A 21,729-nucleotide genomic window follows, 5' to 3' on the forward strand; every position below is an offset into this window, starting at 1 on the left:
ATCGGCTGCAACGCGCGATAAACCGGTCTCGCGCGGTACTCCCTCCTGCGCCCAGGGGGCCACCCTGGGCTTGTCGGTAGCACCACGCGATCCTCGGTTTTCGCGCGTTTCGCTTCGATGCCTTCTGCCGCGCAGACTCCTAGCCGGGCGGCCGGACAGCGGGACTGGGCCTGGCGCGCTGGCGCCCCGTGCGCCAGCGCATGCGCGCCTCCACGGCGCCAGGGGCCAGGGGCCCCTTCACGCCGCCACAATCTGCCCGGTGGTGGCCGCTACGCGGCGGGCTGCAGGTACCGCTGCGCCAGCTCCCGCTGCGCCGCGGCATCCACCCCCAGCACGTCCACCAGGTAGGGCTGCAGGCCGCCAAATTCGGTATCCACCTTGTGCAGCGCGGCGTCCAGAAACTCCTCCTGCACGCGCCACAGCACGGCCAGCACCTCTTCGGGCGCATGGCTGCCCAGGCCGGGCGGGCGGCGGTACAGGGTGTTGGTGAGCAGGTAGTCCTGCATCACCACGTCGCGCGGCACGCCCAGCGCCAGCAGGATGAGGGCGGCGGCAAAGCCGGTGCGGTCCTTGCCGGCGGTGCAGTGGAACACCGTGGGCGCGTCGCTGGCCAGCAGCAGGCGAAAAAGCTCGGCAAAGCGCGGCGCGTTGTCGTGCACGAAGCCGCGGTAGGTGTCCTGCATCAGCGCCACGGCGTCCTGCGCGGTGAGTTGGCGGCCGGTGCGCTGCAGCTCCAGCGCGCGCTGCACCACGGTGGGCTCGATGTGCAGCGGGTGGTAGGCCACACCCGGCAGCGCATACGCCAGGGCCGCGCTCTCGGCCTGGCCCCGGAAGTCGATCGCCCGGGCCACGCCCAGCTGGGCCAGCAGGGCCTGGTCCTGCGCGGTCAGGCCGGCCAGGTGGTCTGAGCGGAAGATGCGCCGCCATTGCACGGGCCGGCCGCCATGGCCGGCATAGCCGCCCAGGTCGCGGAAGTTGGTGGCGCCGGCAAGCGGCAGGGAGCGGGCGGGTGGCTGCATGGCGGAAATGGCGGGGGATGGCGGGGCCGCAGGATTGCGCCGCACAGCATAGCGGTGCCCTGCGGCGGCGGCATGTCGCGGGGCGGACGCGCGCCCCGGTCTATCGGGTGGGGGCGGGCAGCGAGGTGACGGCACCGTCCACTGGCCGTTCCTGGCTGCCTTGCGGGCAGGGCTGGTCGGTGTAGGTGGTGCGGCCGTCCTGCACGCACTTGCGGGGTGGTGCGGGCGTGGGCGCGGACGCGCCGCCCTGCGCGGGGCGGGCCTGTGCAGCGGGCGGCTGCTGGCCGGGCGGCAGGGTTTCAGGGCCGGGGCGGGTGATCTTCTTCCAGGCCTGTTCGGCCCAGGGCCCGGCGTGGGGCCGCCACTGGTCCGCCGTCCACCAGGCCGCGGCGGCAGCGGCCAGCAGCAATGCGGCCAGGATGGACCAGAGAGTGCGTTCGCGGGCGCTGCGCATGGGGCGGGTCTGTGATGGGGAGGGCAACCCCCAAGCTTAAAACATCACCGCGCCCGTCCTCGTCCTGTCACGTGGCGTCACGGCTGTTTGCCCTTGCCCGCCGGGCGCCCGTACCGCGCCGTGAGCGTGGCCTTGCCCAGGCTGTTGGCGTGGATCATGAAGCCGGCCAGCGCGGCGGTGGCGTCGGCGGGCAGGTCCAGGCGCGGCACCTTGAGCGCGTGCACGGTGAAGATGTAGCGGTGCGGCGCGTCGCCCTCGGGCGGGCAGGCGCCGCCCCACGCGGCCACGCCGTAGTCGGTGCGCACGTGGCGGGCGCCTGCGGGCAGTTGGGCATCGGCGGCACCCGCGTCGGGCCGCAGTTCCGTCACGCTCGCGGGCAGGTTGACCACCACCCAGTGCCACCAGCCGGAGCCGGTGGGCGCGTCGGGGTCGTAGGCGGTGACGGCGTAGCTCTGCGTGCCGGCGGGCGCGCCGCTCCAGCGCAGGGCGGGCGACTGGTTGTCGCCGGCACAGCCGAAGCCGTTGTATTCAAAGCGCCGGGGCAGCGTGCTGCCCTCGGCCATGTCGGGGCTGCTGAGGGTGAAGGCCTGGGCCTGCGCGGCCAGGGCAGCGCCCAGGATGGCGATGGCGGTCAGGTAGCGTAGGTGGCGCAAAGCGGGTTGGGGCATCAGAAGACTCCTTGGAGTGGCTGTGTGGAACATGGCCTGGATGATGCGCCGGACCGCGCCGCAGCGCTGGCCCGGTTGTGTCAAAGGCTGTGCGCGGTGCGTCATGCGTGCTGGATAAAACACCATCGTTCGGGCTGCCCTGTCGAAGCCATGCGATGCGCTTCGACAAGCTCAGCGTGAACGGTCTTTGTTCTTTTGAATGCCCGTCGGCATCAACCCGCCTCAGGGCCGCAGGTGCGACGGTGCAAAACCAAAGCGCTCGCGAAAGGCGGCGCTGAAGCGGCTGTGCGATTCATAGCCGCAGCGCGCGGCAATCTCGGACACCTGCAGGGTGGAGCTTTGCAGCAGCACCAGGCCGGTCTCCAGCCGCACGTCACGCAGGCACTGGCTCACGCTCTCGCCTTCCTGCGCCAGGCGCCGCTGCAGCGTGCTGGCGCTGGTGGAAAACGCAGCGGCTATCCGCTCCACTGTCCAGTCGGCCTGCGGGCTGGGGCCGATGAGGCGGCGCACGCGCTCGGCCCAGCCCAGCTCGCCCGGCGGGGCAAAGACGATGCCCGCCTCGGCCAGCAGGAGCAGCACCTCCAGCGCGCGGTGCTCGCGCAAGGTCTGCGAGTTGGCCTCGCTCTCCAGCGCGGCCATGGCGCGCAGAAAGCACTCTTCAAACCCTGCATCGGTCCCCAGCCCCGCGCAGCCCTGCACCGGCGGCACGGCCGCGAATTGGCCGAACTGGCGGTGGAACTGCGCCACCAGCTCGGGCGCAAAGCACAGCAGGCGCGCCACGTAGCGGCCTTGCGGCGCCGGGTCGTTCACGACCTCCCACTGCGCGCCGCGGGGCAGCACGAACACGCGCCCGCTGGGGTAGCGGTGCCCGCCGCCGGGCGTGACCAAGTGCTTGGTGCCCGACACCACCCAGCCCACCGAATCCATGCGCACGGTGACGGTGTGCACGCGGTGGTGGACGGTGGTGGCGATCTGCAGGGACAGTGCGGGTTCAGCCATCCATGGATTCCTTGCGGCTCACGCCCCGCCATCCGCCTGGCTTCGCGCGGGGCCGGGGAGCTCAGCGCGATCGCTCACGCGTCACGTTCACGTCGATGTCGCCAAACACGGTCACGCCGCTCGCGCCTTGGGACGGCTGCTGGCTGGCCGGGTCGCTGGAGCGCGCAGCGCTCGTCGAGGTGCTGCCGCAGCCCGCCAGCGCACCGGCTACCGCCAGGGCCACCAGCGCGGTGTGCCAAAGGCGCCGCGGGACGGGCGCGGTGGATGGTGCGACGAGCGCCCGCATCATTCGCCGCCCAGGTGGTTGCCCAGCAGGCCGGCCAGCTCGAACATGCCGGCGCTGTCCTTGCCGAACACGGCACGCAGCTTGTCGTCGGCGCGGATGGTGCGCTTGTCCTGCGGGTCCTGCAGGTTGTGGGCCTTGATGTACTCCCACAGCTTCTTCACGGCTTCGGGCCGCGCCACCGGATCGGTGCCGATCACGGCGGCCAGGGCTGCACTGGGCGCCTTGCCGGCGGCCGCCTTGCGCGGGGCCTTGGCGGTGGTGGTTTTGGTGGCGGCCTTTTTTGCAGGGGCTTTTTTGGCTGCAGCGCTTGTCCTGCCTACGCTGGCAGCTCCTGTTTTTGCAGCAGCACCGGGGCGCGGAGGGAACTTGCTGGGCGCAAATTCAAAGTTGACCTTGCCCGCGTCCTTGTCCCACGCCAGGTGGGCCTTGAAGTTGCGGCGCGTGCGCATGGAGACAAACTTGTCCAGCAGGTCGGTCTTGCCGGTTGCAAGCAGCTTGTGCATCTGTTCGCGCTCCACCGGCTGCTGCAGGATGACCTTGCCGCTCTTGAAGGTGCAGCTGGGCGTGGGCTGGGCGGCGGTGGGCACGGCCTTGCTGCACACGTAGTTGCTGCCGTGCTCGTGCACTTCCGCGCCGCAGATGGGGCAGGGGCCGAGCGAGGCGTCTTCAAACTCCACCAGCTCGCCCGATTCCTCGGCGTTTTTGTCGTCGCCAAAGTCGAATTCGAGCTTGTAGTTCTTGGCCTCGTCGTCGTACTTGATGACGATCTCGGACGTGAAAGGCCAGCCCGCCTTGGAGCGGAAGCCCTCCAGCGGGCCGATCTTGCGGTCGCGCAGCAGCTGCTCGGCCTCGGCCGTCTCGAAGGTGCGCCCCGCGGGCGACTTGCCGAAGCTGAAGCCGCATCCCTCGCCGGAGCCGCCCGCGTCGGCTGGTCGGCCGACGCATGCGTACCTGCGGTAGTTCTCCTTCACCACGCCGCCGCAGTTCGGGCAGGGCGTCTGCAGCGTGGCGTAGTCGCCGGGGATGGTGTCGCGGTCGTATTCCTTGGCCTTCTTCACCATGCGCTCGGTCATGGCGGCAATCTGCTGCATGAAGGCTTCGCGCGAGAGCTGGCCCTTTTCCATCTGTGCCAGCTTGTACTCCCACTCGCCGGTCAGGTCGGCGCGGCAGAGTTCCTCCACCTCCAGCCCGCGCAGCAGCGTCATGAGCTGGAAGGCCTTGGCCGTGGGAATCAGCTCGCGGCCTTCGCGCAGCATGTATTTCTCGGTCAGCAGCCCTTCGATGCTGGCCTCGCGCGTGGCCGGGGTGCCCAGGCCTTTCTCTTGCATGGCCTCGCGCAGCTCGTCGTCGTCGATCTGCTTGCCCGCGCTTTCCATGGCGCCCAGCAGCGTGGCTTCGGAATAGCGCGCGGGGGGCTTGGTCTTGAGGCCCTTGGGGTCCGCGGCCAGGGTGTTGACGCGCTCGCCGGGCTGCACGGCCACCAGGTTCTGGCCCTTGTCGCCGTCCTTGCCGCCCTCCACCTCATCGGCCGCTTCCTTGCCGTAGATGGCCAGCCAGCCGGGCTTGACCAGCACCTTGCCTTCGGTCTTGAAGCTATGGGGCGCCACCGTGGAAATGCGCGTGGTGACGGTGTATTCCGCACTCGGGAAGAACACCGCCATGAAGCGGCGCACCACCAGGTCGTACAGCTTTTGCTCGGCCTCGGAGAGGCCCGACGGCGCCTGCGTGGTGGGGATGATGGCAAAGTGATCGCTGACCTTGCTGTTGTCAAAGATGCGCTTGGACGGGCGGATGTAGTTGTTGTTCAGCGCCGTGAGCGCGTGGGGCGCCAGGTGGCGCATCCCGCTGTCGGCCAGCATCTCAAACGTTTGCTTGGCCACGGGCAAGTAGTCCTCGGGCAGCGCGCGCGAGTCGGTCCGGGGGTAGGTCAGCGCCTTGTGGCGCTCGTACAGGCTTTGCGCCAGGGCCAGCGTGGTCTTGGCACTGAAGCCGAACTTGCCATTGGCCTCGCGCTGCAGGCTGGTCAGGTCGAACAGCAGGGGCGATGCCTGCGTGGTGGGCTTGCTCTCTTCGGTGACGGTGGCCTGCTGGCCGCGCACGGCGTTGGCAATGGCCTGCGCTTCGGCGGCAGACCAGACGCGGTCGGCCCTGGCTTCGGGGTCGTCGCCCTTTTTCCACTTTGGGTCGAACCACTTGGCGGGGTACTCGCCCGCCTGGGCGCCAAAGGTGGCGTGGATTTCCCAGTAGTCGCGGCTCACGAACTTGCGGATCTTTTCCTCGCGCTCCACCACCAGCGACAGCGTGGGCGTCTGCACCCGGCCCACGGTGGTCAGAAAGAACCCGCCATCGCGCGAGTTGAACGCCGTCATGGCCCGCGTGCCGTTGATGCCCACCAGCCAGTCGGCCTCGGAGCGGCTGCGCGCGGCGCTCGCCAGGCCTGCCATCTGCTGCTCGCTGCGCAGGGCGTCGAACCCGTCGCGGATGGCCTGGGGCGTCATGGACTGCAGCCACAGGCGCTTGACGGGCTTGCCCAGGGGCTTGGCACCCCCTGCGTACTGCTCGATCAGGCGGAAGATCAGCTCTCCTTCGCGGCCCGCGTCACAGGCGTTGATGAGGGCGCTGACGTCCTTGCGCTTGGCCTGCTTGACCACGGCCGCCAGGCGGCTCTTGGTCTTGTCCACGGGCTTGAGGTCAAAGTACGGCGGGATCACGGGCAGGTGCGCAAAGCTCCACTTGCCGCGCTTCACGTCGAACTGCTCGGGCGCCTGGATCTCCACCAGATGGCCCACGGCGCTGGTGACCACGTAGCGGTCGTTCTCGAAATGGTCATCAAACTTGTCGAACTTGCCCGTCACGGGCGTGAGGGCGCGCACGATGTCTTGCGCCACCGAGGGTTTTTCTGCAATTACCAGGGTCTTGGTCATTTGTTGGGTTTCTCGCCAGTCTGGCTGTTCCGGCACCGGGCCGGCTGCTTCTACGCTTCTACAATTCGTTGCCTCACGCGTACACGCGCACGCGCATGCATGTGTGCATATTCAAGTTAACAGAGTTTTTGCCATGCCCCGCTCCGCACCGCCCGCCGTCCCCAGCATTCCCCCGGGCCGCCGCATCCAGACCCGGCGCTCGGGCGTCCATGGCAAGGGCGTGTTTGCCGTGCAGGACATCGCCGAAGGCGAGGTGCTGATCGAGTACACCGGCGAGGTGATCAGCTGGCAGGAGGCGCAGGACCGGCACCCGCACGATCCGCTGCAACCCAACCACACGTTCTACTTCCATGTCGATGAAGACCGCGTGATCGACGCAAAGTTCGGCGGCAATTCGGCCCGCTGGATCAACCACAGCTGCGACCCCAATTGCTATGCCGACGAGCGGGACGGGCGCATTTTCATCACCGCGCTGCGCAATATCAAGGCGGGCGAAGAGCTCAACTACGACTACGGCCTCATCATCGAAGAGCGCTACACCAAGAAGCTCAAGGCCGAATACCCCTGCTGGTGCGGCAGCAAGAACTGCCGCGGCACGCTGCTCGCCCCCAAGCGGGGCTGGGCGCCGCCCGTGCCACTGCCGCCCGCCCGCCAGCAGCCGGCGCAGGCGAAGCTGAAGAACCCGCCGCAGAAGGCCGCCCGTCCGGCAAAGCCGCCGCGTACCCCGGGCCGCCGCCCATGATGTCCACCCCCGTCACCCGCTGGCCCGCCGAAGCGCTGTGGCAAACCCTGTCACCTCTGTTGCCGGGTTTTACCGTGGAGGTGCTGCCCACCATCGACTCCACCAACACCGAGCTGATGCGCCGCGCCCGCGCGGGCCGCTGCGAGCCCACCTTGCTGGTGGCCGAGCAGCAGACGGCCGGACGCGGGCGCCTGGGGCGGGTGTGGCAGGGAGGCGCGGCAGACAGCAGCAGCGCCGCGGCAGCGCCCCTGCCCTCCCTGATGATGTCGCTGGGCCTGCCGCTGGCGCCGCGCGACTGGTCCGGCCTGTCGCTGGCGGTTGGCGTGAGCGTGGCCGAAAGCCTGCAGCCGGTGCTGCCCCCGCCGGGCGCTGCCGGGCCTGCGCGGGTCGGCCTGAAATGGCCCAACGACCTGTGGCTGTCCGGCGCCGGCGGCGACCGCAAGCTGGGCGGCATCCTGGTGGAAACCGCGAGCTTTGTCGCCCCGCAAGCCGCCGGTGTGGCGCCGGGCGCGGCCGCCCCCGCCGGCACGGCCCGCTATGTGGTCGTGGGCATCGGCATCAACGTGCTGCCGCGCAGCGGCGAGGGCCTGAGCCTGCCGCCTGCCAGCCTGCAGGAGGTGGAGCCCGGCCTGGACGCGCCCACGGCGCTGCTGCGCATCGTGCCCGCGCTGGTGGGCATGCTGCAGGCCTTCGAGCTGTACGGGTTTGGCCCCGTGCAGCCCCGCTTTGCCCTGCGCGACGTGCTGCGGGACCGCGCGGTGACGCTGAGCGACGGCCAGGCGGGCACGGCCCACGGCGTGGGGGACGATGGCGCCCTGCTGGTGCTCACGGCCGGTGGCATGCAGGCCATCACCAGCGCGGAACTCAGCGTGAGACCCGTGGCATGACGCCCGCCGCACGCCCGCGCCTCCTGAACGAAAGGCCGCCATGCTGCGCCTAGCCCTAGCCGCGCTGCTGCTGGCCAACGCGGGCTACTACGCGTGGTCGCAAGGCCTGCTCAAGGACTGGGGCTTCGCGCCCGAGGAGCAGGCGGAGCCGCAGCGCATGGAGCAGCAGATCCGGCCCGAGACGCTGCAGATCCTGCGCGTGAACCCGAGCAAGACCTCCTCTTCCGCACCGGCGCCCTCGTCGGCCGCGGCCGCCTCCACGGCCGCCGCGTCGGCGGGGTCCGATGCGCCGGCCGCACCCTCCGATGCCGCCGAGTGCCTGCAGGCCGGCGTGTTCGACGAGCGCCAGGCCGAGGCGCTGCGCACCGCCGCGGCCGCGCTGCCGCAGGGCAGCTGGTCGCTGGAACCCACCCCCATCGGCGGGCGCTGGATGGTGTACATGGGCCGCTTTGACGACCTGGAGACGCTGGACCGCAAGCGCGCCGAACTGCGCGCCCGCAAGGTGGACCACGACCGCGCGGGCGGCACCCTGGAATACGGCCTGTCGCTGGGCCGCTTTTCCTCCAAGGATGCGGCCGAGCGCGAGCTGGCCAACCTGGGCAGCCGCGGCGTCCGCACGGCCCGCGTGATCCAGGAGCGGCCCGAGTCGGCCGGATTCACCCTGCGCCTGCCCGCCGTGAACGACGCGCTGCGGCCCCAGCTCGACACGCTGCGCACCGCCATGGCGGGCAAGACGCTGCGGGCCTGCGGCTGAAGGCCCGCCGGCACTCTGGGCGCTGCAGGACGGTTTCAGTCCAGCGTGATGCGTGCGAACCGGCTTACGCGCCGCATCTTCTCCACTTCCTTGCGGATCTGCGCAGCAAACTCTTCCGGCAGGCTGCCGGAGGCCACCAGCCCTTGCTCGGCCAGGCGCGCCAGCACGCGGGTGTCCTGAAGCACGGCTGCCACGGCGTCGCGCAGCCGCCGCGCCAGGAGGGCGGGCATGCGCGCCGGGCCCACCAGACCGAACCAGGAAGGATCGTTGTTGGAGAACAGGCTGAGTTCGCCGTACGTCGGTACCTGGGGCAGAACCGGCAGGCGCTGGTTCCACGACACAGCCAGCGCCCGCAGGCGCCCGGCCTGCAGATGGGGCAGCGATGAGGCCACCTGGTCGAAGTACACCGGTACCCGGCCGGCCAGCACTTCGGCCACGGCCGCGGCGGCACCTGCCTGCGGGACGTGGTTCATGCGCAGGTTGGTGCTGCTCTTGAGCAGTTCGCCCCACATGTGGCCGATGGTGCCGTTGCCGGGCGACGCATAGGCCAGTTGCCCCGGCCGCGCCTTCACATGTTGCAGGAACTGGGCAAAGTCGCGCACCGGCAGGCCGGGATGCACCACCAGCACGCCCGGAGCCTTGACGATCTCGGTGATGGGCGTAAACCCCTCCAGCGCGTTGTAGGGCAGTTGCCGGTACACGGCGGGGTTCACGCCATGGGTGGACAAGGTCGCTACGCCCAGGGTGGCGCCATCGGGTGCGGCGGCAGCGACCTCGGCCATGCAGGCGGCGCCGGCGGCGCCAGGCCGGTTTTCCACCGCCACGGGCACGCCCAGCCGCTCCGACAACGGCCCGGCCAGCGCACGCGCCGTGATGTCGGTGGCGCCGCCCGCGGCAAACGGCACCAGCAGCCGCAGCGGCCGCACGCTGCCCGCCGGGGCCTGTGCCTGCGCGCGGGCCCCTGCAGCGCGGCCCAGGCAGGCGGCCGCACCGCAGGTAATCAGCAGCCGGCGTCGCGGAATCAGGTTCATCGTTGGGCTCCTTGCCTCGCGGCACATGTGGCGGCCCATTCTGGGCAGGTGCCGTGGTGTTGGCTAACGACGTTTGGAACTCATCACATTCCGCGGCGGAATGTGGTGCTGCGGCGCCAGCGGCCACGGCGCGTGACCCGGAGCGGGGGGCTGGGGCGGCTCAGGCGTCCGCGGCCGTGTCCCGCGCTGCAAACCGCACGCTGAACCGCGCCCCGGGCGGGCTTTGCCCCGGCCGTGCGTCTTCGAGCGTGACCTCGGCGCCGTGCTTGCGCGCGATCTCCAGCACGATGGGCAGGCCCAGGCCCGAGCCGTCGGCCTCGCTGCCCAGGGCGCGGTAGAACGGCTGGAACACCAGTTCGCGCTCGGCCTCGGGCACGCCGGGCCCGGAGTCTTCCACCTGCAGCAGCAGCACGTGCCCAAAGGTGTCGGCCAGCACGCGGGCGGTGACCACGCCGGGCTTGGCGGGCGTGGAGGGCGTGTAGTTGATGGCGTTGTCGAGCAGGTTGCGCACCAGTTCCTTGAGCAGCGTGGGGTTGCCGTCCAGCCACACGCCGGGCGAGCCGGGCTCGGCGCCGTCGTAGCCCAGGTCGATGTGCTTGTCCAACGCGCGCGGCACGGAGTCGCGCACCACCTCGATCACCAGCCGCGCCAGGTCGCAGGGCTGGCGCGCAATGCCCACGCCGCTGCCTTCGGCGCGCGCCAGGGCCAGCAGCTGGTTCACGGTGTGCGTGGCGCGGATGCTGGAGCGGCCGATCTGCTGCAGCGAGCGCTTGAGCTCTTCGGTGCTGGTGCCTTCGCGCTGGGCCAGGTCGGCCTGCATGCGCAGGCCCGCCAGCGGCGTCTTGAGCTGGTGGGCGGCGTCGGCCAGAAAGCGCTTTTGCGTGGCCAGCGAATCGTTCAGGCGGGTGAGCAGGTCGTTCACCGAGGCCACCAGCGGCGCCACTTCCAGCGGCACGGTGCGGTCGTCCAGGGGCGAGAGGTCGTCGGGGTTGCGGGCGCGGATGCGCTGCTCCAGCTGGTTCAGCGGCTGGATGCCGCGCGCCAGCGCCAGCCACACCAGCAGCACGGCCAGCGGCAGGATCACGAACTGCGGCAGCATCACGCCCTTGATGATTTCGGTGGCCAGCACGCTGCGCTTTTCGCGCGTCTCGGCCACCTGCACCAGCGCCATGGGCGTCTCGGGCAGCGGCAGGCGCACCCAGATGTAGGCGATGCGGATCTCGATGCCGCGCATCTCGCCGTCGCGCAGCCGCACCTCGCCCGAGGTGGGCACCTCCTCGGCGGGCGGCTCGGGCAGTTCGCGCTCGCCGGAGAGGAACTCGCCGCCCGGGCCCAGCACCTGGTAGTAGACGATGTCGGAATCGTCCGCGCGCAGGATTTCGCTGGCGGGCTGGGGCAGGTTGAACTGCACCTTGTTGCCGGCCACGCTCACCAGCTGGGCCAGGGCGTGGGCGTTGTATTCCAGCGCCCGGTCGAACGGCTTGTTGGCCAGGCCCTGCGCCACCAGCCAGGTGAGCGCCAGGCTCACCGGCCACAGCAGCAAGAGCGGCGTGAGCATCCAGTCGAGGATCTCGCCGAAGAGGGAGCGCTGCTCTCGCTGGAAGATTTTCAAGTTTTCAAGCCTTTTTGGCCTCTAGCGCTTGCAGTTCAAGCGCAAGCAGCTATCAAATCAGGAGCTAACCCGGGATTTTTTCGAGGCAATAACCGAGCCCGCGCACCGTGGCGATGCGGATGGGCCCGCCCTCGATCTTCTTGCGCAGGCGGTGGATGTAGACCTCGATGGCGTTGTTGCTCACTTCCTCGCCCCACTCGCACAGGCGCTCCACCAGCTGTTCCTTGCTGACCAGGCGGCCGGCGCGCTGCAGCAGCACCTCCAGCAGGCCCAGCTCGCGCGCCGAGAGCTCGATCATCTTGCCGTCGATGGTGGCCACGCGGCCGGCCTGGTCGTACACCAGCGGGCCGTGCTTGATGGCGCTGCTGGTGCCGCCCATGCCCCGGCGCGTGAGGGCGCGCACGCGGGCTTCCAGCTCCTGCAGCGAGAACGGCTTGGCCATGTAGTCGTCGGCGCCAAAGTCCAGGCCCTTGACGCGCTCCTCCACGCTGTCGGCGGCGGTGAGGATGAGCACCGGCAGCGCCGAGCCCCGGCCGCGCAGCCGCTTGAGCACTTCCAGCCCGTGCAGCTTGGGCAGCCCCAGGTCCAGGATGAGCAGGTCGAACTCGTTGTTGGTCAGCAGCGCGGCGTCGGCCTCGGTGCCGCTGGCCACGTGGTCCACCACCGCGCCGGAGGCCCGCAGCGTGCGCAGCAGGCCATCGGCCAGCACCTGGTCGTCTTCGGCAATGAGAATGCGCATCCGGGTCTCCTGGGTCGGCGGCGCGGTCTGGGCCGCGCCTGTGCCCCGATTTTAGGCGCCGGCCGCCCGGCCCGGATGCGCTGGATCAGCGGGGATCGTGCGCCAGCAGCTTGTGCACCAGCGCCTGCAGGTCGGCCTGCAGCCGCGCCATACCGGCCGGGTCCTGCGCCAGCGTGCGCTCGTCCATGTAGAGCTTGCGGTTGATCTCGACCTGGATGCTGTGGCGGTGCTGGGCCGGGTTGCCGTAGCGGCGCACCAGCTCCACGCCCTTGTAGGGGTGGTTGTATTCCACGCTGTAGCCGCGCTCCCGCAGGTGTTCGCAGACCAGCGCGGACAGCGCCGGGCTGGCGGTGCTGCCGTCGCGGTCGCCGACCACGAAGTCGGCATGCACCAGGCCGGGAAAATCGGTGGCAAAGCGCCCCGACACGGCGGGCATGGAGTGGCAGTTGAGGTGGATGCTGTAGCCGTGGCGCGCATGCGCCGCGTCAATGGCCTGGGCCACGGCCGCGTGGTAGGGGCGCCAGCAGCGGTCGATGCGCGCGCGCACTTCCTGAACGGACAGCAGGCGGTTGTAGATGGGCTCGCCGTCGTCGGTGAATTTCCAGATCAGCCCCTTGCCCAGGCGCACCTTGCTGAGCACGCGGGGGTCGGTGGAGACGGGTTCGGGCCAGGGGCCGTCGATCAGGGAGGTGTCGAGTTCGGTGGTGTCGCGGTTGGCGTCGAGGTAGATCCGCGGGAAATGGGCTTCGATCCACGCCACGCCCAGCGCCGGGGCGAAGGCATAGATCTTCTCGACATGGGTGTCTTCCGCGCGGCGCAGCGTGGGCAGGTCGCACGCGGAGCCGAAGTCGTCGGGATAGTGGGTGCCGCTGTGCGGCGAGTCCAGCACCAGCGGCGTGCTGCCGGCAACGGCGGTCACCGTGCGGGCGGCGGCAGGGGCCGCCGGTGCGGCCTGGCCGGGCGAGCCGGTGGCTCCGGGCTGGGCGTTCTGGAATCGGTGGTGGATCAGTTTCAAGGCTGCATGCATAGGCAGAGTGTGCGCAAAGGGGGGCGGCAGGCCGGGCCGCCCAGACCGGAATGCGCCCAGGGTTATCCGCCAACGGGAGGCCCTGGGGTCCGGCTCATGGCCTGGGGGCAAGGAGGCGTTGCCGCCCCCCTGCCCTGGGTTCATCGGTTCAGTCGAGCGATATCTTGGCGAATTCGGCCACCCGCTTCATCTTCTCGATTTCCCGGACGATCTGGGCGTTGAATTCCTTGGACGTGGTGCCCGAGGGGTACAGCCCCTGGCCCGCGAGGCGCTCGCGCACGGCGGGTTCCTTCAGGGCCTGGGCCACCGCCTGCTGGATGCGGTCCACGGCCGCCTGCGGCGTGGCGGCCGGGGCCACCAGGCCGAACCACGAGGGTTCGTTGGCCTGCTTGTAGCCCAGCTCGGCATAGGTGGGGACGTCGGGCAGCACATCAAGCCGCCCCGGCCAGGACACGGCCAGGGCCTTGAGCTTGCCGGCCTTGATGTACGGCAGGGAGGAGGCCACCTGGTCGAAGTAAACCGCCACTTGGCCGGCCAGCACGTCGTTGAGGGCCGGGCCCGCGCCGCGGTAGGGAATGTGCACCATCGCGGTGCCCGTGCTGCTCTTGAACAGCTCGCCCCACATGTGGCCGATGGTGCCGTTGCCCGGCGTGGCGTACGACACCTTGCCGGGGTTCGCCTTGAGGTGCTTCACCAGGTCGGCGAAGTCCTTCACCGGCAGCACGGCCGGGTTGATGACCACCACGCCCGGCGCCTTCACGATCTCGGTCACGCCCACGAAGTCCTTGAGCGGCTGGTAGGGCAGCTTGCTGAACACGGCGGGGTTCACCCCGTGGGTGGACAGCGTGGCCACGCCCAGCGTCAGGCCGTCGGCCGGGGCGCGTGCCACTTCGGCCATGCCGATGGAGCCGCCCGCGCCGCCGCGGTTGTCCAGCACCACGGGCTGCTTGAGGATGCGGGCCAGCGACTCCTGCAGGCTGCGCGCCGTGATGTCGGTGGCGCCGCCGGGCGGGAAGGGCACGATGATGCGCAGGGGCTTGCCCTCTTGCGCCAAAGACATTCCAGGAACGAAAGAAACGGCGGCCAGCGCGGAAAGCAGGTGACGGCGTTGCATGGGGTGTTTCTCCTTTGAAGTGCAGCAAGGTTAAAAGAATGGGTGCCCTTGACCAAGCAACGGATGTGCCTGATAACATTCCCATTCGGAATGATTTGAGTACTTACCATGTCCTCCCTGCGCCGTTTGGCTCCGCCCCTGCATCTGTTGCGCGCGTTTTCCACCGTGACCCGGTTCGGCGGCGTGTCCCGCGCCGCCGAGGCGCTGCACCTCACGCAAAGTGCGGTCAGCAAGCAGGTGAAGGAGCTGGAGACCTGGGTGGGCGTGCCGCTGTTCGAGCGCAGCCGCAAGCGCCTGGCCCTGACACCCGCCGGCGAGCGCTATGAAAAGGCCGTGCGGGCCGTGCTGGCCCAGCTGGAGGCCGCCACGCTGGAGCTGATCACCAGCGACGACGGCGGCGGCGCGCTGCACCTGTCCAGCCTGCCCACCTTTGGCGCCAAGTGGCTGATTCCGCGGCTGCCGCAGTTCCAGCAGCTGCACCCGCAGATCACGCTGCACTTCGTGCCCTACGTGCACAGCTACGACTTCGAGCGGCCGGAGCTGGACTGCTCCATCCTGTTTGGCGACGGCCACTGGCCCGGCGCCCACGCCCACTACATCACCGGGCGCGACGTGGCGCTGATCGCCCCGCGCACCAAGGTGGCCGACTGGCCGCTGAACCGCCCGCGCGATGTGGCCCGGCAGACCCTGCTGCGCCACGTGACCGTGCCCGACGCCTGGCTGCGCTGGAGCGAGACGCACGGCGTGGCCGGGCTGGTGGACCCGCTGGCCGGCCCGCAGTTCGACCAGTTCCAGACCATGATCCGCGCCGTGATGGCCGGCATGGGCCTGGCGCTGGTGCCACGTTGTCTGGTGCAGGACGAGATCACGGCGGGGCTGGTGCGCGAGCCCGTGTTCGAGGACAGCCCGGCCCCCACCAGCGGCTACGCCAGCGAGCTGGGCTACTGGTTCTGCTACCCCGAGGGGCGCACCCAGGTGCACGCGCTGCGGTGCTTCCGGCAGTGGCTGCTGCAGTCGGCGGAAGCCACGGCGCCCGCCCCTCAGCCGCCGCCGGCCGCGCCCGCGTAGGCCTCCAGGCCCAGTGCCACCACCGTGGCCACTTCCGGGCCCACCTCCTCGCGGAACTCGGCCTCGGCCTGCGCCACCGCGCCGTGGAACGCCGCCAGCCATGCCAAGCCGGTGGGCGTGAAGCACACCCGCCGAGCCCGGGCGTCGCGCGGGTCTGCCTCGCGGGTGACCAGGCCCCAGGCCACGCACTGGTCCACCAGGTCGGCCATGGCCTGCTTGGTCATGCCCGCGCGCTGTGCCAGGTCGGTGAGGCGGTCGCCCTGCAGCGACAGGTGCCGCGTGATGTGCACGTGCGCCGCCGTGACCTGGTCGCGCGCCGCCAGGTTGGACAGCGCCAGCGGCACCTCCACGGCGCGCGCCATGAGCTGCAGCACCCGGGCGTCAAACCGGCGCATGGCGTGGCCCAGCAGGCGGCCCAGGTGCGTCTGGCGCCAGCCGTCGTCGGCGGGGGGGTTCTGGGAGGGGGCGGAGTCCATGGCGCATTGTGGCGCAGGTCCGGCATTTGGTCAGCCAAACTGACTAAAAAATGGTTGGAAATGCAGATAGCCGCCCATAAACTACTGTTCAAGCATCCAGACTGTGATTAATTGCAGAGCGGTGCAGCCATCCAACCCGTTGTTTTTCAAGGAGTTTTCTCATGGACGTCGCAGTCAAGGGCAGCAATCCCGCCAACAATGAAAAAGCCAAGGCCCTGGCGGCCGCGCTCGCACAGATCGAGAAGCAGTTCGGCAAGGGCAGCATCATGCGCCTGGGCGAAGGCGAGGCCATCGAGGACATCCAGGTCGTCTCCACCGGCTCGCTGGGCCTGGACATCGCCCTGGGCGTGGGCGGCCTGCCCCGCGGCCGGGTGATCGAGATCTACGGCCCGGAATCGTCGGGCAAGACCACGCTCACGCTGCAGGTCATTGCCGAGATGCAAAAGCAGGGCGGCACCTGCGCCTTTGTCGATGCCGAGCACGCGCTGGACATCCAGTACGCGCAAAAGCTGGGCGTGCACGTGCCCGACCTGCTCATCAGCCAGCCCGACACCGGCGAGCAGGCGCTGGAAATCGTGGACAGCCTGGTGCGCTCGGGCGCGGTGGACCTGATCGTCATCGACTCGGTGGCCGCCTTGACGCCCAAGGCCGAAATCGAAGGTGAGATGGGCGACGCCCTGCCCGGCCTGCAGGCCCGCCTGATGAGCCAGGCCCTGCGCAAGCTCACCGCCACCATCAAGAAGACCAACTGCATGGTCATCTTCATCAACCAGATCCGCATGAAGATCGGCGTGATGTTCGGCAGCCCCGAAACCACCACCGGCGGCAATGCGCTCAAGTTCTACGCCTCGGTGCGCCTGGACATCCGCCGCACCGGCACCATCAAGAAGGGCGAGGACGCCATCGGCAACGAGACCAAGGTCAAGGTGGTTAAGAACAAGGTGAGCCCGCCCTTCAAGACGGCCGAGTTCGACATCCTCTTCGGCGAAGGCATCAGCCGCGAAGGCGAGATCATCGACATGGGCGTGAACGCCAAGGTCATCGAGAAGAGTGGCGCCTGGTACGCCTACAACGGCGAGAAGATCGGCCAAGGCCGCGACAACGCCCGCGAGTTCCTGCGCGAGAACCCGGAGCTGGCCATGGAAATCGAGAACAAGGTGCGCGAAGGGCTGGGCATTGCCCTGCTGCCCCCCGCCGCGGCCCAGGCCGGCGGCAGCGCCGACTGATCGGGACGCCGCGCAGATCATGGCCAAATTGGCTGCTAGCGCTTTGTGGATAAGCGCTGGCAGCTATCATTTTTGAAGCAATCCCCCGATGGGAGCCCCCACCCTTTCGCTCAAGGGCCGCGCGCTGCGGCTGCTGAGCCAGCGCGAGCATTCGCTGGAGGAACTGCGCCGCAAGCTGGCGCGCCATGTGCAGGAGGGCGACGACCTTGCCGCGGTGCTGCACGACCTGCAGGCCAAGGGCTTCATCAACGAAAGCCGGGTGGTGGAATCCGTGCTGCACCGCCGCGCCGGCCAACTGGGCGCGGCGCGCCTGCGCCAGGAACTGCAGGCCAAGGGCATTGCGTCCGAGGCCGTGCAGCAGGCTGTGGCGGGCCTGCAGTCCAGCGAGTTCCAGCGCGCCCATGCCCTGTGGCTGCGCAAGTTCGGCACGCCCCCGGGAGACGATGCGCGCGAATGGGCGCGGCAAAGCCGTTTTCTGGCGGCGCGGGGTTTCTCGGGGGACATCGTGCGCCGCGTGGTGCGCGGCGAAGCCCCCGAGCCTGACGCGGAGTAGCGCCCCCCGGGGGCGACGAAAAGGTATTGCCGGCGGCGGCTAGCGCGAGGCCGGTGGCGCAGCCGGCATGGCCGACGCGCCGGGCTGGGCCCCTGTCGCCGGTGCCTGGCCGGTGGCAGTGCCGGTGCCCTGGCCGCTCAGGCCTTCGGGCGCGCTGCTGCCGGACGTCAGCGCCCCACCCTTGGGCGCACCCACGCTTTCGCGGCCGGGGGCGGTGGGGGTGTCGGCAGCCTGGGGCGCGGGCGATTCCACGGCGGGGGTGGTGGCGCCGGAGGGGGCCGTGCCCTGAGCGCGGTCTGCGCCGGGGCTGGGCCCCCCCGTGGTGGGCCCCGCGGAGGACTGCGCCGGGCCGTCGCCCACGCCGGTGCGCGATGCGCCTTCCGGGCCCAGCAGGTTGAACCCCAGCACGATCAGCAGCGCCAGCACGGCCGCAGCGATGAAGAAGGCCATCAGCCCTTTGTTCTCACGCTCGCTGGTCGGGCGCGGCGCGGGGGCGTTGTGCTGCGCCGTTGCGCTGGCGGGTGGCGGCGGGCGGTTGTCGGACGGGGCATTCATGGCAGTCCTCGCAAGGGTGGTTGGCAGGGCCCACGGTAGAAGGCCCTGCGCGCGTCCCTTGTCGGACGGGTGCCCGTTGCGGCTACGGCAGACGCCGGGGACGCGCCCGCTTCTGCGTCCGCGTGCCGGTCACGCCCCCAGCATCAGCCGCAGGTTCTGCACCGCGGCGCCGCTGGCGCCCTTGCCCAGGTTGTCCAGCCGCGCCAACAGCACGGCGTGGCGGTATTCCTCATTGCCGAACACCCGCAGCTCCAGCTTGTTGGTGTCGTTGAGCGCGGTGGCGTCGAGCTTGCCGTCCTCCGTGGGGGGCAGCACGCTCACCCATTGCTCGGGCGTGTTGGTCTTGGCGTAGTGCGCGGCCAGGGCGTCGTGCAGGTCGGCCGCCTTGGGGGCACCCGGCAGCGTGTCCAGGTGCAGTGGCAGCTGCACCAGCATGCCCTGGCGGAAGTTGCCCACGGCAGGCACAAAGATGGGCCGCCGGGTGAGGCCCGTGTAGCGCATGATCTCGGGCAGGTGCTTGTGCTGGAGCGTGAGGGCATAGGCCTCGAACAGCGGCGCCGTGCCGGCCTCGTAGGCCTCGATCATGGTGCGCCCGCCGCCCGAATAGCCGCTGACCGAGGGCAGGGCCACCGGAAAGTCGGCCGGCAGCAGCCCGGCGTCCACCAGGGGGCGCAGCAGCGCGATGGCGCCGGTGGCATAGCAGCCGGGGTTGGCCACGCGGTCCGCCTGGGCCACCGCCTGCGCCTGCCCGGGGGCCAGCTCGGGAAACCCGAAAACCCAGCCCGGCGCCGTGCGGTGGGCGGTGCTGGCGTCGATGATCTTGATCGTGCGGCCGGTGCTCTGCGTGATGGCATCCACCAGGGCCACGGTCTCGCGCGCTGCATCGTCGTGCAGGCACAGCACCACCAGGTCCACCCCGGCCACCAGGTCGCGCTTGGCGGCCGGGTCCTTGCGCAGTTCCGGGGCAATGCTCACCAGTTCGATCTGCGGCAGGGCCTGCAGGCGTTCGCGGATCTGCAGACCCGTGGTGCCGGCTTCGCCGTCGATAAAGACTTTATGGGACATGGTTGCTCCTGGTGGAAGTGGCATGGGCTCCACGGCGCCCCGGAGTGGGACGCCCGGGGATCGGGAAGACGCAACCCCCCACTGTAAGGCCTGCAAAAGGATGGTGCGCTGCAGCATGATACAGTCGTGGGTTGCCATGTCCCACGCCCGCGGCCAGACATTTCCAATCATGGCAAACGGGTAAACCCACCATTCCTGAGAGAGACCTCATGAAGATTCACGAATACCAAGGCAAGGAAATCTTGCGCAATTTTGGTGTGCCCGTTCCGCGCGGCATTCCCGCGTTCACGGTCCAAGAAGCCGTGGAAGCAGCCCAGAAACTTGGCGGCCCCGTGTGGGTCGTGAAGGCCCAGATCCACGCCGGCGGCCGTGGCAAGGGCGGCGGCGTGAAGGTTGCCAAGACCATCGACGACGTGAAGAAACTGGCGGGCGACATCCTGGGCATGCAGCTCAAGACCCACCAGACCGGCCCCGAAGGCCAGAAGGTCCGCCGCCTGTACATCGAAGATGGCGCCGACATCAAGAACGAACTGTATGTGTCGCTGGTCACCGACCGCGCCACGCAGAAGGTCGCCCTGATCGCCTCGAGCGAAGGCGGCATGGACATCGAGGAAGTGGCCCACTCCACGCCCGAGAAGATCGTCACCGAGATGATCGACCCCCTGGTCGGCATCACCGCGGAGCAAAGCAAGAAGGTCGCAGCCGCCATCGGCCTGACCGGCGCTTCCGTGGACCAGGCCGTGGATCTTTTCGCGAAGATCTACAAGTGCTACATGGAGACCGACGCGTCGCTGGTGGAAATCAACCCGCTGAACTGCGACTCCAAGGGCAACCTGATGGCCCTGGACGCCAAGTTCAACTTTGACGCCAACGCCCTGTTCCGCCATCCCGAAATCGTGGCCCTGCGCGACCTGGACGAAGAAGATCCGGCCGAAGTGGAAGCCTCCAAGTTCGACCTGGCCTACATCAGCCTGGACGGCAACATCGGCTGCCTGGTGAACGGCGCGGGCCTGGCCATGGCCACCATGGACACCATCAAGCTGTTCGGCGGCGAGCCGGCCAACTTCCTGGACGTGGGCGGCGGTGCCACCCCCGAGAAGGTCACCGAAGCCTTCAAGATCATGCTCAAGAACCCCAAGGTCAAGGGCATCCTGGTCAACATCTTCGGCGGCATCATGAAGTGCGACACCATCGCCACCGGCGTGATCACCGCCTGCAAGGCCGTGAACCTGAACGTGCCGCTGGTCGTGCGCATGAAGGGTACGAACGAAGAGCTGGGCAAGAAGATGCTGGCCGAGTCCGGCCTGCCCATCATCGCCGCAGACACCATGGCCGAAGCCGCGACCAAGATCGTTGCTGCCGTCAAGTAAGCCCGGAGAACACACATGTCGATCTACATCAACAAAGACACCAAGGTCATCACCCAGGGCATCACGGGCAAGACCGGCCAGTTCCACACCGAAAAGTGCCAGGAATACGCGAACGGCAAGAACTGCTTCGTGGCCGGCGTGAACCCGAAGAAGGCCGGCGAGTCCATCTTCAACATCCCGATCTACGCCTCCGTCAAGGAAGCGGCGAAGCAGACCGGCGCCACCGTGTCGGTGATCTATGTGCCGCCCGCAGGCGCTGCAGACGCGATCTGGGAAGCCGTGGAAGCCGACCTGGACATGGCCATCTGCATCACCGAAGGCATTCCCGTGCGCGACATGCTGATGGTGCGCAACAAGATGAAGGCCAAGGAAGCCGCCGGCGGCAAGAAGACCCTGCTGCTGGGCCCCAACTGCCCCGGCCTGATCACGCCCGACGAAATCAAGATCGGCATCATGCCCGGCCACATCCACCGCAAGGGCCGCATCGGCGTGGTGTCCCGTTCGGGCACGCTGACGTATGAAGCCGTGGCCATGCTGACCGAAGTCGGCCTGGGCCAGTCCAGCGCCGTCGGTATCGGTGGCGACCCGATCAACGGCCTCAAGCACATCGACGTGATGAAGGCTTTCAACGACGATCCGGACACCGACGCCGTCATCATGATCGGCGAAATCGGCGGTCCTGACGAAGCCGAAGCCGCCCAATGGTGCAAGGCCAACATGAAGAAGCCCGTGGTGGGCTTCATCGCCGGCGTGACGGCTCCTCCCGGCAAGCGCATGGGCCACGCCGGCGCGCTGATCTCCGGTGGCGCCGACACGGCCGATGCCAAGCTGGCCATCATGGAAGAGTCGGGCTTCGTGATCACGCGCAACCCGTCCGAACTGGGCAAGCTGCTGAAGGCCCAGCTGAAGTAAGCAAGCCGGCCCGAAGGCCGGGTGGCTGGGGAGCGCCCCTTCCCCGGCCCTGCGGAACAAGCGTCTGGAACTCCGGTTTCAGGCACTTTTTTTCTGGGCCCTGCCATGCCTGCCGTGGCGCGCTCACCGCCCAACCCGCCGGGCGGTGACAAAAATGGCAGCTTCCGGCCAAAACGCCTGCGGTCGGCGGACAAGAAAGACCGCCGTGAGCGCCGTCGCACCCCCTGCCAGCGGCCTTGCGGTGCCTT

At 69.2% G+C, this 21,729-nt stretch carries 22 protein-coding genes; 8 read left to right on the forward strand and 14 right to left on the reverse strand.

The window, feature by feature from the left end; all coding sequences use genetic code 11:
* Window positions 1-269: 269 nt before the first annotated feature.
* The 6 genes from LWW96_RS04145 to LWW96_RS04170 form a co-directional block, all read right to left on the reverse strand.
* Complete coding sequence (locus tag LWW96_RS04145; RefSeq protein ID WP_291484409.1) at window positions 270-1,019, reverse strand: tyrosine-protein phosphatase; 750 nt, start codon at window positions 1,017-1,019, stop codon at window positions 270-272.
* A 100-nt stretch (window positions 1,020-1,119) separates the two neighbouring features.
* Entirely contained in the window at window positions 1,120-1,473 is a 354-nt protein-coding gene (locus tag LWW96_RS04150) for a DUF4124 domain-containing protein (RefSeq protein WP_291484410.1), read from the reverse strand.
* Between the two features lie 77 nt (window positions 1,474-1,550).
* Window positions 1,551-2,141: a YbhB/YbcL family Raf kinase inhibitor-like protein gene (locus tag LWW96_RS04155; protein WP_291484411.1), complete on the reverse strand. Its 591-nt coding sequence runs from the start codon at window positions 2,139-2,141 to the stop codon at window positions 1,551-1,553.
* Window positions 2,142-2,363: 222 nt separating this feature from the next.
* Window positions 2,364-3,140: a helix-turn-helix transcriptional regulator gene (locus LWW96_RS04160; RefSeq protein WP_291484412.1), complete on the reverse strand. Its 777-nt coding sequence runs from the start codon at window positions 3,138-3,140 to the stop codon at window positions 2,364-2,366.
* Between the two features lie 61 nt (window positions 3,141-3,201).
* Window positions 3,202-3,429, reverse strand: coding sequence for a hypothetical protein (locus tag LWW96_RS04165; RefSeq protein ID WP_291484413.1), 228 nt, complete (start codon window positions 3,427-3,429; stop codon window positions 3,202-3,204).
* Entirely contained in the window at window positions 3,426-6,350 is a 2,925-nt protein-coding gene (locus LWW96_RS04170; protein ID WP_291484414.1) for a DNA topoisomerase III, read from the reverse strand. Before LWW96_RS04170 ends, LWW96_RS04165 begins: the two co-directional genes overlap by 4 nt.
* Window positions 6,351-6,483: 133 nt before the next feature.
* On the opposite strand from LWW96_RS04170, the gene LWW96_RS04175 reads away from it, so the two are divergent.
* Genes LWW96_RS04175 through LWW96_RS04185 form a run of 3 tightly spaced genes read left to right on the forward strand, consistent with a single transcriptional unit; the run spans window position 6,484 to window position 8,733 of the window.
* Window positions 6,484-7,092 (forward strand): SET domain-containing protein-lysine N-methyltransferase, encoded by a 609-nt coding sequence (locus tag LWW96_RS04175; protein WP_291484415.1) that lies wholly within the window; start codon window positions 6,484-6,486, stop codon window positions 7,090-7,092.
* Window positions 7,089-7,979, forward strand: coding sequence for a biotin--[acetyl-CoA-carboxylase] ligase (locus LWW96_RS04180; RefSeq protein WP_291484416.1), 891 nt, complete (start codon window positions 7,089-7,091; stop codon window positions 7,977-7,979). Before LWW96_RS04175 ends, LWW96_RS04180 begins: the two co-directional genes overlap by 4 nt.
* Window positions 7,980-8,019: 40 nt before the next feature.
* Entirely contained in the window at window positions 8,020-8,733 is a 714-nt protein-coding gene (locus LWW96_RS04185) for an SPOR domain-containing protein (protein ID WP_291484417.1), read from the forward strand.
* Window positions 8,734-8,768: 35 nt separating this feature from the next.
* Here the strand turns inward: LWW96_RS04185 and LWW96_RS04190 are convergent, their stop codons facing one another.
* The 5 genes from LWW96_RS04190 to LWW96_RS04210 all read right to left on the reverse strand — a co-directional run bounded on the left by LWW96_RS04190 (window position 8,769) and on the right by LWW96_RS04210 (window position 14,256).
* Window positions 8,769-9,755, reverse strand: a complete 987-nt coding sequence (locus LWW96_RS04190) for a tripartite tricarboxylate transporter substrate-binding protein (protein ID WP_291484532.1) — start codon at window positions 9,753-9,755, stop codon at window positions 8,769-8,771.
* A gap of 169 nt (window positions 9,756-9,924) precedes the next feature.
* Entirely contained in the window at window positions 9,925-11,376 is a 1,452-nt protein-coding gene (locus LWW96_RS04195) for a sensor histidine kinase (RefSeq protein ID WP_291484418.1), read from the reverse strand.
* A 64-nt stretch (window positions 11,377-11,440) separates the two neighbouring features.
* A complete protein-coding gene (locus LWW96_RS04200; protein WP_291484419.1) occupies window positions 11,441-12,115 on the reverse strand; it encodes a response regulator transcription factor in 675 nt (224 codons plus the stop codon).
* Between the two features lie 85 nt (window positions 12,116-12,200).
* Window positions 12,201-13,142, reverse strand: a complete 942-nt coding sequence (locus LWW96_RS04205) for an N-formylglutamate amidohydrolase (RefSeq protein WP_291484420.1) — start codon at window positions 13,140-13,142, stop codon at window positions 12,201-12,203.
* 148 nt (window positions 13,143-13,290) lie between these two features.
* On the reverse strand, window positions 13,291-14,256 hold the full coding sequence (locus tag LWW96_RS04210) for a tripartite tricarboxylate transporter substrate binding protein BugE (RefSeq protein ID WP_291484421.1): 966 nt from the start codon (window positions 14,254-14,256) through the stop codon (window positions 13,291-13,293).
* A gap of 108 nt (window positions 14,257-14,364) precedes the next feature.
* Between LWW96_RS04210 and LWW96_RS04215 the strand changes: the two genes are divergently transcribed.
* Window positions 14,365-15,324 carry a LysR substrate-binding domain-containing protein gene (locus LWW96_RS04215; protein ID WP_291484422.1) on the forward strand — a complete coding sequence of 320 codons (960 nt, stop codon included), beginning with the start codon at window positions 14,365-14,367 and terminating at the stop codon, window positions 15,322-15,324.
* Here the strand turns inward: LWW96_RS04215 and LWW96_RS04220 are convergent.
* The gene (locus LWW96_RS04220; protein WP_291484423.1) at window positions 15,297-15,800 is read right to left on the reverse strand and encodes a MarR family winged helix-turn-helix transcriptional regulator; all 504 of its coding nucleotides are present in this window, start codon (window positions 15,798-15,800) and stop codon (window positions 15,297-15,299) included. The two genes, LWW96_RS04215 and LWW96_RS04220, sit on opposite strands and share 28 nt — an antisense overlap.
* A 161-nt stretch (window positions 15,801-15,961) precedes the next feature.
* Between LWW96_RS04220 and recA the strand changes: the two genes are divergently transcribed.
* Both recA and recX read left to right on the forward strand, forming a co-directional pair.
* Complete coding sequence (gene recA / locus LWW96_RS04225; protein WP_291484424.1) at window positions 15,962-17,026, forward strand: recombinase RecA; 1,065 nt, start codon at window positions 15,962-15,964, stop codon at window positions 17,024-17,026.
* A gap of 88 nt (window positions 17,027-17,114) precedes the next feature.
* Window positions 17,115-17,579, forward strand: coding sequence for a recombination regulator RecX (gene recX, locus LWW96_RS04230; protein WP_291484425.1), 465 nt, complete (start codon window positions 17,115-17,117; stop codon window positions 17,577-17,579).
* A gap of 39 nt (window positions 17,580-17,618) precedes the next feature.
* Here the strand turns inward: recX and LWW96_RS04235 are convergent, their stop codons facing one another.
* Together LWW96_RS04235 and argC are read right to left on the reverse strand one after the other, a co-directional pair.
* The gene (locus tag LWW96_RS04235; protein WP_291484426.1) at window positions 17,619-18,134 is read right to left on the reverse strand and encodes a hypothetical protein; all 516 of its coding nucleotides are present in this window, start codon (window positions 18,132-18,134) and stop codon (window positions 17,619-17,621) included.
* A 129-nt stretch (window positions 18,135-18,263) separates the two neighbouring features.
* The gene (gene argC, locus LWW96_RS04240; protein WP_291484427.1) at window positions 18,264-19,199 is read right to left on the reverse strand and encodes an N-acetyl-gamma-glutamyl-phosphate reductase; all 936 of its coding nucleotides are present in this window, start codon (window positions 19,197-19,199) and stop codon (window positions 18,264-18,266) included.
* Between the two features lie 209 nt (window positions 19,200-19,408).
* On the opposite strand from argC, the gene sucC reads away from it, so the two are divergent.
* On the forward strand, window positions 19,409-20,569 hold the full coding sequence (sucC, locus tag LWW96_RS04245; RefSeq protein ID WP_291484428.1) for an ADP-forming succinate--CoA ligase subunit beta: 1,161 nt from the start codon (window positions 19,409-19,411) through the stop codon (window positions 20,567-20,569).
* Window positions 20,570-20,584: 15 nt separating this feature from the next.
* Window positions 20,585-21,481, forward strand: a complete 897-nt coding sequence (gene sucD, locus LWW96_RS04250; RefSeq protein ID WP_291484429.1) for a succinate--CoA ligase subunit alpha — start codon at window positions 20,585-20,587, stop codon at window positions 21,479-21,481.
* Window positions 21,482-21,729 lie beyond the last annotated feature (248 nt).

This window comes from Acidovorax sp., assembly GCF_021287135.1.
Lineage (GTDB): Bacteria > Pseudomonadota > Gammaproteobacteria > Burkholderiales > Burkholderiaceae_C > Acidovorax.

Coding starts and splice junctions, on each gene's coding strand:
- LWW96_RS04185 (WP_291484417.1), top strand. CDS start 8,020: ATGCTGCGCCTAGCCCTAGCCGCGCTGCTGCTGGCCAACGCGGGCTAC.
- LWW96_RS04205 (WP_291484420.1), bottom strand. CDS start 13,142: ATGCATGCAGCCTTGAAACTGATCCACCACCGATTCCAGAACGCCCAG.
- recX (WP_291484425.1), top strand. CDS start 17,115: ATGGGAGCCCCCACCCTTTCGCTCAAGGGCCGCGCGCTGCGGCTGCTG.
- sucD (WP_291484429.1), top strand. CDS start 20,585: ATGTCGATCTACATCAACAAAGACACCAAGGTCATCACCCAGGGCATC.
- recA (WP_291484424.1), top strand. CDS start 15,962: ATGGACGTCGCAGTCAAGGGCAGCAATCCCGCCAACAATGAAAAAGCC.
- LWW96_RS04210 (WP_291484421.1), bottom strand. CDS start 14,256: ATGCAACGCCGTCACCTGCTTTCCGCGCTGGCCGCCGTTTCTTTCGTT.
- LWW96_RS04145 (WP_291484409.1), bottom strand. CDS start 1,019: ATGCAGCCACCCGCCCGCTCCCTGCCGCTTGCCGGCGCCACCAACTTC.
- LWW96_RS04180 (WP_291484416.1), top strand. CDS start 7,089: ATGATGTCCACCCCCGTCACCCGCTGGCCCGCCGAAGCGCTGTGGCAA.
- sucC (WP_291484428.1), top strand. CDS start 19,409: ATGAAGATTCACGAATACCAAGGCAAGGAAATCTTGCGCAATTTTGGT.
- LWW96_RS04155 (WP_291484411.1), bottom strand. CDS start 2,141: ATGCCCCAACCCGCTTTGCGCCACCTACGCTACCTGACCGCCATCGCC.
- LWW96_RS04220 (WP_291484423.1), bottom strand. CDS start 15,800: ATGGACTCCGCCCCCTCCCAGAACCCCCCCGCCGACGACGGCTGGCGC.
- LWW96_RS04160 (WP_291484412.1), bottom strand. CDS start 3,140: ATGGCTGAACCCGCACTGTCCCTGCAGATCGCCACCACCGTCCACCAC.
- LWW96_RS04165 (WP_291484413.1), bottom strand. CDS start 3,429: ATGATGCGGGCGCTCGTCGCACCATCCACCGCGCCCGTCCCGCGGCGC.
- LWW96_RS04235 (WP_291484426.1), bottom strand. CDS start 18,134: ATGAATGCCCCGTCCGACAACCGCCCGCCGCCACCCGCCAGCGCAACG.
- LWW96_RS04215 (WP_291484422.1), top strand. CDS start 14,365: ATGTCCTCCCTGCGCCGTTTGGCTCCGCCCCTGCATCTGTTGCGCGCG.
- LWW96_RS04150 (WP_291484410.1), bottom strand. CDS start 1,473: ATGCGCAGCGCCCGCGAACGCACTCTCTGGTCCATCCTGGCCGCATTG.
- LWW96_RS04170 (WP_291484414.1), bottom strand. CDS start 6,350: ATGACCAAGACCCTGGTAATTGCAGAAAAACCCTCGGTGGCGCAAGAC.
- argC (WP_291484427.1), bottom strand. CDS start 19,199: ATGTCCCATAAAGTCTTTATCGACGGCGAAGCCGGCACCACGGGTCTG.
- LWW96_RS04200 (WP_291484419.1), bottom strand. CDS start 12,115: ATGCGCATTCTCATTGCCGAAGACGACCAGGTGCTGGCCGATGGCCTG.
- LWW96_RS04175 (WP_291484415.1), top strand. CDS start 6,484: ATGCCCCGCTCCGCACCGCCCGCCGTCCCCAGCATTCCCCCGGGCCGC.